General features: G+C 45.8%; 11 protein-coding genes. 6 read left to right on the forward strand and 5 right to left on the reverse strand.

The genetic code is table 11. The features are described 5' to 3' along the window. Positions 1-138 precede the first annotated feature (138 nt). A complete protein-coding gene (locus ACHUET_RS03465; RefSeq protein ID WP_394210685.1) occupies positions 139-921 on the reverse strand; it encodes a cupin domain-containing protein in 783 nt (260 codons plus the stop codon). After that, the gene (locus tag ACHUET_RS03470; protein ID WP_394210687.1) at positions 896-1,636 is read right to left on the reverse strand and encodes a gamma-glutamyl-gamma-aminobutyrate hydrolase family protein; all 741 of its coding nucleotides are present in this window, start codon (positions 1,634-1,636) and stop codon (positions 896-898) included. The genes ACHUET_RS03465 and ACHUET_RS03470 overlap by 26 nt, the downstream gene beginning before the upstream one ends. 393 nt (positions 1,637-2,029) lie before the next feature. Between ACHUET_RS03470 and ACHUET_RS03475 the strand changes: the two genes are divergently transcribed. The 6 genes from ACHUET_RS03475 to ACHUET_RS03500 all read left to right on the forward strand — a co-directional run bounded on the left by ACHUET_RS03475 (position 2,030) and on the right by ACHUET_RS03500 (position 9,982). Beyond that, positions 2,030-3,373 (forward strand): glutamine synthetase family protein, encoded by a 1,344-nt coding sequence (locus ACHUET_RS03475; protein ID WP_394210689.1) that lies wholly within the window; start codon positions 2,030-2,032, stop codon positions 3,371-3,373. A 1-nt stretch (position 3,374) separates the two neighbouring features. Further along, complete coding sequence (locus ACHUET_RS03480; RefSeq protein WP_394210690.1) at positions 3,375-4,691, forward strand: NAD(P)/FAD-dependent oxidoreductase; 1,317 nt, start codon at positions 3,375-3,377, stop codon at positions 4,689-4,691. 195 nt (positions 4,692-4,886) lie between these two features. Beyond that, positions 4,887-6,380 carry a Na+/H+ antiporter NhaC family protein gene (locus ACHUET_RS03485; RefSeq protein WP_394210692.1) on the forward strand — a complete coding sequence of 498 codons (1,494 nt, stop codon included), beginning with the start codon at positions 4,887-4,889 and terminating at the stop codon, positions 6,378-6,380. A gap of 117 nt (positions 6,381-6,497) precedes the next feature. Further along, positions 6,498-7,367 carry an N-carbamoylputrescine amidase gene (gene aguB / locus ACHUET_RS03490; protein ID WP_463555804.1) on the forward strand — a complete coding sequence of 290 codons (870 nt, stop codon included), beginning with the start codon at positions 6,498-6,500 and terminating at the stop codon, positions 7,365-7,367. 66 nt (positions 7,368-7,433) lie between these two features. Beyond that, positions 7,434-8,558, forward strand: coding sequence for an agmatine deiminase (gene aguA, locus ACHUET_RS03495; protein ID WP_394210694.1), 1,125 nt, complete (start codon positions 7,434-7,436; stop codon positions 8,556-8,558). Between the two features lie 50 nt (positions 8,559-8,608). Next, on the forward strand, positions 8,609-9,982 hold the full coding sequence (locus ACHUET_RS03500; protein ID WP_394210695.1) for an NAD-dependent succinate-semialdehyde dehydrogenase: 1,374 nt from the start codon (positions 8,609-8,611) through the stop codon (positions 9,980-9,982). Between the two features lie 79 nt (positions 9,983-10,061). On the opposite strand, the gene ACHUET_RS03505 is transcribed toward ACHUET_RS03500, so the two are convergent. The 3 genes from ACHUET_RS03505 to ACHUET_RS03515 form a co-directional block, all read right to left on the reverse strand. Beyond that, entirely contained in the window at positions 10,062-11,504 is a 1,443-nt protein-coding gene (locus tag ACHUET_RS03505) for an APC family permease (RefSeq protein WP_394210697.1), read from the reverse strand. Between the two features lie 301 nt (positions 11,505-11,805). After that, positions 11,806-13,065, reverse strand: coding sequence for a 4-aminobutyrate--2-oxoglutarate transaminase (gene gabT, locus ACHUET_RS03510; protein WP_394210699.1), 1,260 nt, complete (start codon positions 13,063-13,065; stop codon positions 11,806-11,808). 160 nt (positions 13,066-13,225) lie between these two features. Beyond that, complete coding sequence (locus tag ACHUET_RS03515) at positions 13,226-14,689, reverse strand: NAD-dependent succinate-semialdehyde dehydrogenase (RefSeq protein ID WP_394210700.1); 1,464 nt, start codon at positions 14,687-14,689, stop codon at positions 13,226-13,228. Positions 14,690-14,727 lie beyond the last annotated feature (38 nt).

Below are 14,727 nucleotides of genomic sequence, written 5' to 3' on the forward strand. Positions count from 1 at the left end.
GACTGCCTACCTCTATCTGTGCAGACGCCAATCTCAGTTATGATGAGATATATTAAGCAAAAAAAATGCCATTTCCAATAATGGAAGTGGCATTATCAAGCTATAAGCTGTATTTAGATTAAATATCTAAGCGAGATCCTAATAAGTCATTGGTGTGTGAGCACTGACAATGCGAGACACACCATCCGTAGGATTAATAAAAGTATGCGGTTGATTGGTGTCAATCACATAGCTATCCCCTTCATTTAACAAATACGTGGTCTCATTGATACGGATGATAATTTTGCCTTCGATAACTGTACCAATCTCCTCACCTTCATGAGCAATTCTTTCTTCTGTTGAGCTGTTTGGCTGATACGTTTCGATCAAAAACCCTAAGTTTCTGGTCGCGCTACAGTTATAGACTTGCTTTAACGATACTCTGCTACTGGGCTCACTAAGCTCTAGCAAATCCTTTGGCGTTACAATCACTCTCGCCTTTGGCTCCTTCCACTCATCACTAAAAAACGTGGTCAAATCAGAACCTAATACTGCCAAAATCGCCTTCAAGGTATTTACGGCGGGACTCACCTTATTACGCTCAATAGAGCTAATAGAAGTGTTCGTCAATCCTGATAATTTCGCCAATTTACGCTGCGAGTAGCCTTTTGCAAGGCGCAGCTGATTGATTTTTTTACCGATGTCTTCTTCTATTGATTCGTCAGTGTCGCTAGACGTGTCTGTTTCAGAATCTGTCAACTCATCTTCGTCATCACTACTGATGTCATCATCTTCCTCGATATCAATATCTTTATCACTGGCAACATCAGCGTCAGTGCTGTTGCCAATCTCGCTATCGACACTTTTATCTATATCAGTGTTAGCGCTGTCAATATCTACCGGACCTTTAGTGGTGCTACTCGATTTGGGGTGTGCTGGCATAGTGAATGAATTCCGTGAATAGAAATTTGGACAAGTTATCTTGTGCATAATTTAACTCAGGATGCCATTGTACACCAATCATAAAGGGATGTTGTAACAAGCTAATGGCTTCTACCAAGCCATCAGGCGCTAGGGCTTCGACAAATAAACGCTCACCTACTTTATTGATGGCTTGCTTATGTAGGGAGTTGACGTGCCATTTTTCACCGAACACCGCAAGTCTGCCATCAGGCTGGATAATGACATCGTGTACGGGTTGATATTGCACCTCAAGTGGTTGCGTGCTGTCCTCTAAGTGCGGCTCATAAAACCCCTCCACCTCGCGCCAATCAGGATGCAGCGTGCCATCAAAGTAAACATTCATCTCTTGCAGACCTCGGCAAACAGCCAGCAGCGGCGTACCCGTTCTGTCTGCATAAGCCAGTAATTTAAAGCTTAACTCATCACGGCCCAAATCTTGTTTTGCTTCGATGTGCGTTGCGCCGTAACGTGCTGGTGCCACATTGCTGTAGCTGCCTGTTAATAAAATACCATCTGCAATAGCTAGCAGTGCATCAAAATTTTCGTCTTCAGCGGCTGTACTTGGTAGCAATATAGGATTACCGCCATAAAAATTCACCGCATCGATATATTTTTGATACACCGCTTGAGAGGGCTGACCATCGACCATCTTCTGACAAGCAACAATCGCGATGATAGGTCTAGAATTTTTCATGTCGTTTTCCCTATTGATAACAATGAGGCCTAGCAGGCGATATTGTTTGATTCCTTGTTTAGCTAAAATTTACCATAGCATTCGATTAAATGTAAACTATAAACTTCAATATCAGTAGTTTTTTTATATAAATTGGTCTTATTTATATAAATTAGAGAAAAATGGGTGATTTAACGATAATTTTAAATAAAAATTGACAACTATAGTTTTCATACCTATATTAGATTGATAAGTACCTCTTAATGAATATAAACAGTAAATAATCACTTTCTTATAAATTACTGTTTTATCAAACATTTATCGCCATTTTCATCACAGATTCATACGTACTTAGGTGCAATAACCGTCTTAACCACAATCCCAATAGCTCTAAAATTCATAGGAAGAATAGATATGATGACAACCAATGGAATGGTCGAATCTGCAAATAACACAGAATATGTCTATGTTGCAGCAGGTGATATTAATGGCTTACTTCGTGGTAAGCGCATCCCCTTCGATCAAATGGAAAAAGCAGAAAAAGGCGCGATACGACTACCGATGTCGATTTTAGGGGTCGATATCTGGGGTGCAGATGTTATTGAATCTTCTCAGTGTAATGGCGATATCGATGCGATTGCCAAACCGACAGGGCGCGCCGCTTATCCCCTTCTTAACACCAGTGCGCCTTCATCGTTACTGCCCGTTTGGCTCTATACCGAAGACAATGAGCCTTACTACGGCGATGCTCGTCATGTCTTAGATTACATCAGCAAAAAATTTCAAGCGCTTGGTCTGACTCCTGTAATGGCAACGGAGCTGGAATTTTATTTGGTTGACTATACCGAAGGGGAAACGCCAAGACCGCCTATCCGCCCTAAAAGCGGATTGAGACTGAATAAGACCTCAATTTTGAGCATCAATGATTTATTGCAGTTTGATGAGTTTTTAGATGAGGTCTATGCGCAGTGCGAGAAGCTCGATATTCCTGTTGATGCGGCACTGGCTGAAAACGGCTGCGGTCAGTTTGAGATTAATTTATTACACGTCAACGATCCGCTAAAAGCGGCGGACGATGCTATCTTGTTTAAGCAAGTGGTCAAAGCAGTGGCGGCGCGCCGTAAGCTCACCGCTACTTTTATGGCAAAACCGTTTGGTCTACAATCTGGCAACGGTTTTCATGTCCATTGCAGCTTGTTAGATAAAGATGGCAATAACGTCTTTGACAACGGTACAGATGAAGGTTCAGAGATTTTGCGCCATGCGGTTGCGGGTCTGCTAAAAACCATGTCGGACTGTACATTATTGTTTGCACCGCACGTTAACTCTTATCGCCGTTTCACACCCGGTACGCTTGCACCAAACAATGTGTCATGGGGTTATGAGAATCGCACAGCGGCCGTACGTATCCCTGGTGGCGATACCAAAGCACGTCGTATCGAGCACCGTGTCTCTGGCGCTGATGCCAACCCTTACTTGGTTTGTAGTGCCGTCTTAGCAGGTATACTATATGGCATCGAAAACAAGTTAGAGGCACCAGAACCCGTCAATAGCATTACTTATAACGAAGCGGAACTCAAAACCTTGCCGTTAGATTGGCTCTCGGCTATTCGTAAATTTGAAAGCAGCGATATCATTGATTCGCTATTCCCAAGCGAGATGATTGAGCTATTGATTGCCGTCAAAAAGCAAGAAGCCAAACGCTTTGCCCAGCAAGTCACCAACCTTGAATACCTCACCTATTTACAGGATGTGTAATATGTCTAACAACACGCGCAATATCCCGCACTATTCAGACAAAGGTCAATATCCTGACAGTTATTATGCTGCCAGTCGCAACCCTAAGCCTGATAGACCGACGCTAGAAAATGACATCCAAGTAGAAATCTGTGTGGTCGGTGGCGGCTTTAGCGGCCTATCCACTGCCCTGCATCTGATTGAAACCGATCACGAAGTCGTTGTGCTTGAAGGCGCGCAGATTGGTTGGGGCGCATCAGGTCGCAATGGCGGTCAGATCGTCAACGGCCTAAACGCGAGCCTACAAAAAATCAAAAAGTCTTATGGTCAACAAAATGCAGACTTCGTCGGTCAACTGGTGACTCGCGGCGGCAAAATCATTCGCCGTTTTGTCAACGACTACGATATCAATTGTGATCTCAAAGAAAAGAATATCTTTGCCGCATTAAACAACGGACAGCTAAAAGACTTACAAGAAACGCATGCGCTGTGGGAAAGCCACGGTATGCATGATCGGGAAATGCTAGATAAAAATGGCATTCAAGAACATATTAAATCAGATGCTTATGTGGGCGGCGTCATTGACCATTCAGGCGGACATATTCACCCACTCAATCTTGCACTAGGTGAAGCGGCGGCTATCGAACAAGGTGGCGGCACAATTTATGAAAATACTTTAGTGGTAGATATTGAGTATGCCGATGATTCTATCAAAGTCATCACTGAGTTTGGCTCTGTCACTTGTAAACAAGCGATTCTGTGCGGTAACGCTTATCTTAATAAAGTGATTCCTAAGTTGACTGATCGCGTCATGCCTGTATCTACTCAAATCATCGCGACCGAGCCGTTAGGTGATTTAGCCGATCAACTGCTACCCACCGATGTCTGTGTCGAAGATGTACGCTATATTCTCGATTACTACCGTCTATCGGCAGACAAGCGCATGTTGTTCGGCGGTGGTACCGTCTATGGTGGTCAAGACCCCGCTGATATCACCGCTAAGATCAGACCCAACATGAACAAAATCTTTCCAGAGCTGCGTGATGTCAAAATCGACTATGCGTGGAGTGGCAATTTTGCCTTGTCGTTCTCTCGCGTCCCGCAAATGGGCAAGCTGCATGATCGGGTATTTTTCGCTCATGGGTATAGTGGTCATGGCGTGACAGGCTCGCATTTATTTGGACAAATCCTAGCCGATGCCATTAATGGTCAAACCAAAGAATTTGATACTTTTGCTCAAATCCCATGGATTCCGTTCCCGGGTGGTCGAGCACTGCGCGTGCCCTATTCAGTGATGGGCTCATGGTGGTATGCACTAAAAGATACGACTGGTCTATAAACCCACTAACACTGAGTCTTAAATACTGAGCACTGAACAAATACAACGCTCTTAATGACTGTTATTAGATTGACCTGTCATAGCAATGGAGTGCTGTGGCAGGGTTAGATAGAAAGCCAATTCGCTACTTTCTACCTGACATCAACCACAACGTAGAATTTGTCCTAAAAATAGAGTTTTACAGGGAGCGTAAGTATGAACATGAAACTCAATGATGCTGTCGAGGGGCAGTATCACAATAAGCGAGTATTTCTCACCGTGCTGGGTGCACTCGCTATCTATTTAGCGTTTGCGTGGCTATCAACGACTCGTGGTCCAGACGAGTCGTGGGGAGCCCTATCCTTATTGCCGACGTTATTGGTGCTCGTCACCGCCATTGTCTCTAGGCGACCGTTCGAATCTATGATGGCAGGCTGTGTCGCGGGGCTTGTGATGCTCAACCCTTTTGATCTGGTCTCCCCTTTTGCAGACAATATGTCAATGGTATTGGGTAATGAAACCATTATCTGGATTGTGCTCGTCTGTGGTCTGATGGGTGGACTCATCCAATTGCTTGAGATCAGTGGTTGCCTAGATGGGTTTAGCGAATGGCTACAAAAAATCATTAAATCGCGCCGTCAGTCATTGCTCGCAACGTTCGCCTTAGGTATCGTGGTCTTTATTGATGATTATTTAAACTGCCTTGCTGTCTCCACGTCTGTCAAAAAACTTACCGATGTGTATGGCGTCTCTCGCGAAAAACTCGCCTATATTGTCGACTCCACCGCAGCGCCGATGTGTGTAATCGTGCCTATCTCTACATGGGCGGTGTATTTTGCAGGTCTGTTAGAAGAAAACGGGGTTGCAGCTGACGGTGCTGGTCTTGGCCTTTACATCAGCGCCATTCCTTATATGGCGTATGCGTGGTTCGCTCTCCTAATCGTATTTTTGGTCGCGTACGGCATATTAGGCGACTGGGGACCGATGAAAAAAGCTGAAAAACGTGCCAAGTCAGGCCACCCTGTTCCTGAAGCCTTTATCGAAGAGCAGTTGGTCTCAAACGTGCAAGCCAAACGCAAATTATCGTTCAAAGCCAATATCGCAAACTTCGCCTTCCCAATGATTTTGCTCATTGTCTCGACCATTTATTTCGAAGTCGATCTGTTGCGCGGTGCGTTACTTACCTGTTTTGTCACCGTCATTATCTATTGGATGCAAGGTATTTTGAGCTTTGAGACGCAAGTAGAGTCTATCTTTAAAGGCTTTAAAGTCATGCTTTATCCACTTTCAACGGTTATTGGCGGCTTTTTCTTAAAAGCAATCAATGATGATCTTGGTATGACCACCTATGTGATCGAAGCCATTACGCCTTATATGACGATTATTATCTTCCCTGCGGTCATCTTTGCGGTCATGGCATTCTTAACCTTCGCCACATCATCAAGTTGGGGCTTGTATGTGTTGGCAATGCCGATTGTCTTCCCGATATCGCTTGCGCTTGGTGTGAGCACGCCACTTATGATTGGTGCGTTGTTATCCGCGTCCTCATTTGGTAGTCATGCGTGCTTCTTTAGTGACTCATCCTTACTTGCCGCACAAGGTGCTGGCTGCTCACCCATGCAGCATGCCTTTACCCAGTTCCCCTATGCCATGCTAGGAGCCGGTTTATCTGTCGCAGCCTTCTTAGGATTGGGTTACATGATGGCGTAATCCAAACCCGATGTTAGGTCATTAGGGTCTAACCAACACTCTCTAATGGTTGGTTAGACCACAAAACCCGTTATTTTTATACCGTATTACTTATCTATTATTAAAAGGATTTAGATCATGCGAAACGTTACCGTTGCCACCACGCAAATGGCCTGTGGTTGGGATATCCAAAAAAATATTGCCACTGCCACTGACTTGGTCACCAAAGCGGCCAAGGCTGGTGCTAATATCATTTTGCTCCAAGAGCTGTTTGAAACGCCATACTTCTGCCAAGTTCATGAATTTGACTATTTTAAGCTGGCAACGACCGTTGCTGATAATGCCGCTATCAATCATTTCAAACAGTTGGCCAAGGAGCTAGCAGTGGTATTACCGATCAGCTTTTATGAAAAGTCAGGCAACACCTTTTTCAATAGTGTGACCGTGATTGACGCCGATGGCGAGATACTCGGCACCTATCGCAAGACTCATATCCCAGATGGTATCCCTTATGCCGAAAAATTCTACTTTACCCCCGGTGATACAGGATTTAAAGTTTGGAACACCAAATACGCCAAAATTGGGGTCGGTATCTGCTGGGATCAGTGGTTCCCTGAATGCGCCCGTAGCATGGCATTGATGGGCGCAGAGCTGTTATTTTATCCGACTGCTATTGGTGATGAACCAACCCTCGGTGTCAACTCAAAAGGTCATTGGCAACGCTGTATGCAAGGTCATGCCGCCGCCAACCTGATGCCCGTTATCGCATCCAACCGTATCGGCACTGAGACCATCAGCCAAAATGGTAATGACAGCACGATGCAGTTCTACGGTGGCTCGTTCATTACTGATGGTCGCGGCGACATCATACAAGAAGCATCGGCGGATACTAGCGAAGTGATTAGTATGACCTTTGATTTAGACAAGCTTGCTATCGAACGTCGTCAATGGGGCGTGTTCCGTGATCGTCGTCCGTCAATGTATGGCGCGCTGCTGACTCATGGCTAATAGATACCCTATTTTCAATTATCTCTTACTACTTTTATCGTCGCATGAATGCGATAAGGTGATTTTATGTCCAGATTACTGACTGACACGACACCACAGCAAGACGGCTTTCACATGCCAGCAGAATTCGAGCCGATAGAAAAAGTATGGATGGTATGGCCATACCGCGCGGATAACTGGCGACAACAAGCCAATCCTGCTAAGAAAGCTTATACTGACGTCGCATTGGCAATTAACAAGTTTTGTGAAGTTGGCGTACTGGTTAATCCTGATGGTTATCAGCAGTGCCGCGATAGCTTACCTGCCGATATCGACGTGATTTCCATGCCGAGTGATGATGCGTGGGCGCGTGATACCGTTCCGACATTTTTAATTAATGATGCAGGCGAGCTGCGCGCTTGTGACTGGACGTTCAATGCATGGGGCGGAGATTATGATGGCCTCTACTCGCCTTGGGATGATGACGATAAACTCGCAGAACGACTATGTGAGCAGCTAGATATTAGCCGCTACCGCACAGATGACTTTGTGATGGAAGGCGGCGCGTTTCATGTCGATGGTGAAGGCACGGTTCTGACTACACGTATGTGTCTATTGAGCCCGGGGCGCAACCCACACCTGACTGAAGCACAAATTGAGGACAAACTAAAAGCCTATCTCAATGTACAAAAAGTGCTGTGGATTGATGATGGGATTGATCCTGACGAGACCACAGGTCATGTCGATGATATTGCCTGTTTTGCGCGGCCTAGTGAAGTGGTTTGTTTATACACTGATAACCCTGAGCATCCTTTTTATGAAGCCACGCAAAAAGCCTATGAGCAGCTCTCAAATATGACCGATGCAAAAGGCAGACGCTTAACAGTTCACAAACTTTGCTGCACCCAGCAGCCAGTGACCTTGCCTGATGACTATGACATTGTCCAATCTGATGATGCCAAACCGCGCTTGACAGGTGATGTTTGTATTGCCTCTTATGCCAATTTTCTCATTTGTAATGATGCGGTCATCGTACCGCAATATGATGATATAAATGATGCTTTAGCGATCGCACAGCTTGAAAAAGTCTTTCCGCAGCATCAAGTAGTGGGAGTACGCACAAAAGAGATTGTCTATGGCGGCGGTAATATTCATTGTATTACCCAGCAGCAACCAAGGCCATTAATCAAAAGCACCCGCATAAAAATATAGACCCAAATGGATTTTGAACCCAAGAATATTTTAAACTAAAGGACATAACTATGAGTGATTATCAAATCAACAACCCAGCTACCGGCGAACTAGAAGCCACTTACCCTACCGCCACTGAACAAGACATCCAGCAAGTCGTCGAGCAGGCTGACAACGCTTATCAAGACTGGCGTCAAGTCTCATTGAATGAGCGCAGTGCATTACTGCATAAAATTGCCGATAGCTATCTTGAGCGTCAAGATGAGCTGGCTCGCATCGTGGCGGGTGAGATGGGTAAACCCGTTGCACAAGCCAAGGGTGAAATCGGTCTAGTCGCTGAAATCTATCGTTACTATGCAGACAATGCTGAGCAACTACTCGCACCGAACACCATTGATGTTGACTCAGGATCAGCTTCGGTAGAAAAACGTCCTGTTGGCGCCCTACTCGGTATCATGCCGTGGAATTATCCGCATTATCAAGTGGCACGTTTTGTCGCGCCAAACTTTATGGCAGGTAATACTATTATCTTAAAGCATGCGCCTCAATGCCCTAAGACTGCAGAAGTTATCGCTGACATGTTCAAAGAAGTCGGCGTACCTGAAGGCGTTTATAACAATGTTTTTGCCACCAACGATCAGGCAGCGACTATTATCCATGACAAGCGTGTACAAGGCATCTCACTCACTGGCTCTGAACGCGCTGGGCAAGCCGTTGCCAAAGAAGCAGGCGGCGCACTCAAAAAAGTCGTATTAGAACTGGGCGGCTCAGATGCCTTTATCGTTGCAGCAGATGCCGACATCAAACAAGCAATAAAAGGCGCGATCTCTGGTCGCTTTGGTAATGCCGGCCAAGCCTGTAACGCCGCCAAACGCCTCATTGTTCTTGAGTCTGTCTATGACAAGTTCGTTGAGGGCTTTACTGATGCTGTACGCGGTATGACATTGGCTGATCCTCTTGATGAAAAAACCTTTATCGGCCCAATGTCTTCAAAGGCTGCTGCGGTCAACCTGCAAGCGCAGTTAGATAGTGCCGTTGAAGCAGGCGCGACGGTCCTAGTAGAAGGCGGACTGGTCAAAGATAAGCCTGGTGCATGGTTCAAACCTGTCGTATTGACAGATGTGACTGAATCAATGGATGTCTACCGTGAGGAGCTATTTGGTCCTGTTGCTGTCGTCTACAAGGCTCGTGATGTCGATCACGCTATCAAGATCGCTAATGATGTGCCTTTCGGTCTTGGTGCTTCTATCCAAACGCAAGATGCTGCCCTAGCTGCTGACATTGCTGACAAATTGGAAGTGGGCATGGTTACGATCAACGCACCTTCTGGTACGGAAGCAAACACACCGTTTGGCGGCGTTAAACGTTCAGGATTTGGTCGCGAGCTTGGTACACTTGGTATCACTGAATTCTTAAACTATAAGCTGATCCGCGATAAATCTTAATCGTATAAGCAATTTATTGAACAAACTAAAAAAGCCTAACGTTTGACGTTAGGCTTTTTTTAAATGGTGACTGACAGCTCTATTTTTTATATGGATTGTCTTTTAACCATTGCTGATTAACGATTTTTAGCTCATGCAGCTCATGATCCATAATTTCTTTACTCTTACCAGGATTTTTCATCGTAGCATAACCATACAATGCGCCGCCAAGAACCGTCCAACCAAGGAATATCCACCACTCGATAGGAACAAGGGCTGATGGCATACCCGGTAGATAGAGCGCCAACATACCAAGACTTAAGATAATAGTGATGATACCAACCAATTTACCTGCTGGTACTCTAAATGGACGTACCATATCAGGCTCACGGTAGCGTAGCACTAAGAATGACAATGCAACACAAGTATAAGCGATAACGATACCAAAGCCGCCCGCATCAACAATCCACACAAGCATTTTACGACCGAAGAGTGGCGCTAGTGTCGCAAGGCCACCGATCAACAAGATCGCATTGACTGGGGTGTTATACTTAGGATGTAGCTTGCACAGAAACTGTGGCAACATGTGCGTTTTACCCATGGCGTACAATAAGCGACTACCACCGATAAGAAACGCGTTCCAGCTTGATAAAATACCCAATACACCGCCAATAACGAGCAACGTACCCGCCCATTTACCATTCCAAGCATTGGTCATCGCATCAGCGGTCGCCAATGTTGAGTCTTGTGCTTGTAATAGTGGTAGTGTTTTGCCCACACTCCAAGCGACAGCCACGTACCAAAGTACGGCAATGATAATAGAGACAATCAAAAATTTGCCGATATTTGGACGGGTTAGATTGATTTCTTCTGCGGCTTGTGGAATCACATCGAAGCCCACAAACAAAAACGGTACCATCACCATCACGGTCATGATGCCGCCCATACCACCGATAAAGTTTGGTGCTTGTACTGAGTTGGAGGTTTCAGGATTGAATAACAACGCACCAACGAATAGTAAGATACCGACGCAGAAAATACCGACAACTGCCAGCTTTTGGAACCACGCACTGACTTCCATACCGCGTATATTGAGCCATGTGACAATCACTGAGCCGAGCATTCCAACAGCTACCCACGTAGCGTAAACGTCCCAACCAGCGATATTCCAGAGATAGCCTTGGCTATAATTGGGAATAACATATTCGACAACAGTAGGCAATGCTACTGCCTCAAAAGCGACGACAGAAAAATAACCAAACAAAATACTCCATGAGCAAATAAAGGAAACATTCACCCCCAATGCACGGTGTGTATACGTGTGCTCACCCCCTGTGATGGGCATGGATGCGGCCAGTTCAGCATACGTCACACCAATCAAAACCACCACGAGACCGCCGATCAAAAAGGCGCTAATTGCGCCCCAGATACCTGCCGAGATAATCCAACCACCCGCCAGCACGACCCAGCCCCAACCAACCATCGCACCGAATGCCAGCGCAATGATATCGAACACACCTAACGTTTTCTTTAATTCAGACATAACCTACTCCTTGTCTGTGTGTCATCCGTGTGAACCTTTTATGGTTACACTATTTCTGTTTAATGAGATATCACTCATCATATTTACTATATATCGTTTCCGCCAAAGAAAGCCGATTGCTCGTTGTTTGATATTCACATAGCAAAAACGGCGCCTTGACTTGCAAGGCGCCGTTTAAAATCACACTCCATGTGAGTGTCATAAGGGCAGCCTTGCCGTTATCTTAACTATAACTTTCCAATCAAAATCAATGTTTGATTAAAAGCGATCCATCGCTAAATTTTATGACACTCGATAACTATTAAGCCGCTAGGATACCTTTAATGATATCAAGACCTTCTTGTAGCACGTCATCTTCAACCGTTAATGGCACCATCACACGGATAGCATTGCCATACATGCCACAAGACGCTAGTAGCAAGCCTTGCTCAAATGCTTTTGCTTTTAAGTTGGCTGCTGCTGCTGCATCAGGTTTACCTTCGCTATCGATTAGCTCAAACGCTAGCATCGCGCCTTTATAGCGGATATGACCAATGCTGCTTAGGTTTAAGCCTTTCAAGAACGAAGCAATGGTATCGCCAATCTCGATACTACGCTCCAGTAAGTTTTCCTCTTCGATCACTTCCATCACAGCAAGCGCAGCCACACAAGCCAGTGGGTTACCAGAGTAAGTACCACCTAAGCCGCCGACTTGCGGCGCATCCATGATATCAGCACGGCCGATGACCGCAGAGATAGGATAACCACCCGCCAAACTCTTCGCAGCAGTCATCAAATCAGGCTCAACACCTAACTGTTCAGTGGCGAACAACGTACCTGTACGCGCAAAACCACACTGTACTTCGTCAAAAATAAGCACGATGCCATGCTCATCACAGATCTCGCGTAGTGCTTTGGCAAATGATGGCGTTACCTGATGGAAACCACCCTCGCCTTGGACTGGCTCAACAATCATCGCTGCTACTTCACTAGGATCGATGTCTGCTTGGAAGATCATATCAAGGCTGTGTAGCGCTTGTGCTTCGGTCACATTCAGCTCTTCTGCAGGGAACAATGCATGGAACACAGGTCCTGGCATCGGGCCAAAGTTCTTTTTGTATGGCAGTACTTTGCCTGTCAGGCTCATACACATCATGGTGCGACCATGCCAGCCACCAACAAAAGAGATCACACCTGGACGACGGGTCTTAGCACGTGCAATCTTGATGCAGTTTTCTACCGCTTCTGCGCCAGTGGTCAAAAAGAACGCCTTGGTGTCGCCGCTGATCGGTGCTTTTTCACACAGCTTTTCTGCCAAATCCACATAGCACTCATAGTTGATCATTTGCGCCGCAGTGTGCGTAAATTTATCAAGCTGCTCATGAACACGCTGGGTGATTTTTGGATGGCTGTGACCGGTGTTCAATACTGAGATACCGCCGACAAAGTCGATATAACGCTTGCCTTCAATGTCCCATATCTCTGAGTTCTTTGCTTTTTCTGCAAAGATAGGAAAGGCAACCCCAAGTCCTGTTGGTAAAACAGCTTTGCGGCGCTCAAGTAATGATTGATTGGTAGTCATGGGAATGTCCTTTTCTGTGTTCGTAACATAAATGCCATCTAATGATTGGCGGTTCATTTGAGACTTAGTGATATCAAACGGTGCTTGTCTGAGATAAAACACCGTTCGACATCTAAAATGTTTTGTTAAATGCTCTATTAAATACTGGGCGAGCTATTTATTAGCTGATATCAGAGCACCAGTATTTGGTCGTAATATAGTCTTCGATACCATATTTTGAGCCTTCACGGCCGAAGCCAGACTGCTTCACGCCGCCAAATGGGGCAACTTCTGTAGAAATCAAACCTGTGTTGTGACCGATGATGCCATACTCTAATCCTTCAGTTACGCGCCATGAGCGTGCATAGTCGCTACTATAGAAGTAAGCAGCCAAGCCATAAATGGTATCGTTGGCAGCACGAATCACTTCTGCTTCGTCTTTGAAAGTAAATATGGTCGCGATCGGGCCAAAAATTTCTTCACAGGCGATGTCCATGTCACTGCTAATATCAGTGATAACAGTCGGGTTATAAGTCAGCTCTGAGGCATCATTGACGCTACCACCCGTGACCAGTTTGGCACCTTTATCCATTGCATCTTTAAGGAGTGCTTGAACTTTATCTAATGCTTTTTTGTTGATAAGCGGACCAATATCCACGCCCTCTTCCAAGCCGTTACCGACTTTTAGCTCAGCGACTTTTTTGACAAAGACGTCTAAGAACTCATCTTTGATACTGTCTTGCACGTACACACGGTTGGCACACACACACGTCTGACCCGCATTACGGTATTTAGAGGCGATAAGGCCTGCAGCAGCTTTCTCAAGATCGGCATCATCAAAGACAATAAATGGCGCGTTGCCACCAAGCTCTAATGACAGCTTCTTAATAGTCGGCGCGCATTGTGCCATTAGCGTACGACCGACTTCGGTAGAGCCCGTGAACGACAGCTTATGAATACGTGCATCACCCGTTAGGATTTCACCGATAGTTGATGATTTACCCGTTACAATCTGGAGCACGCCTGCAGGAATACCTGCTTGCTCTGCTAAGGCACCCAGTGCCAGTGCTGAGAATGGTGTTTCGGTGGCTGGTTTGACTATAATCGTACAACCTGCTGCCATCGCTGGTGCGACTTTGCGCGTGATCATCGCAGCTGGGAAATTCCAAGGCGTGATGGCGGCACAAACACCGACGGGCTGCTTAAGCACAACATGACGTAACTGCGTACTATTAGCAGGAATGACATCACCATAAACGCGCTTGCCTTCTTCGGCGAACCAGCGAATAAAGCTATTGGCATAACCGATTTCGCCGCGTGACTCAGTAAGTGGCTTGCCTTGCTCAGCGGTCATGATGATCGCAAGATCTTCTTTATTGGCATCAATGAGATCTGCCCACTTTTGCAACAGCTCTGCACGCTCTTTAGCTGTCTTGGCCGCCCAAGCAACTTGCGCTTCATGAGCATAGGCAACGGCGTCATTGACATCTTCTATCGTAAGGCTTGGTACAGTACCAATGAGCTCACCGTTAAAAGGATTGTCCACATCGAGGGTTTCATTGTCACTGGAGACATGCCAGCCGTCTTTAGCGAAGCAAGATTGTTTGAGTAGGTCTGGATTTGATAACTGTAGCGTATTTGACATGTTGACGCTCCTTGTCATATAGGTATGTTTATAAGAGT

Source organism: Psychrobacter piscatorii (assembly GCF_043641605.1).
Taxonomy (GTDB): Bacteria; Pseudomonadota; Gammaproteobacteria; order Pseudomonadales; family Moraxellaceae; genus Psychrobacter; species Psychrobacter piscatorii_C.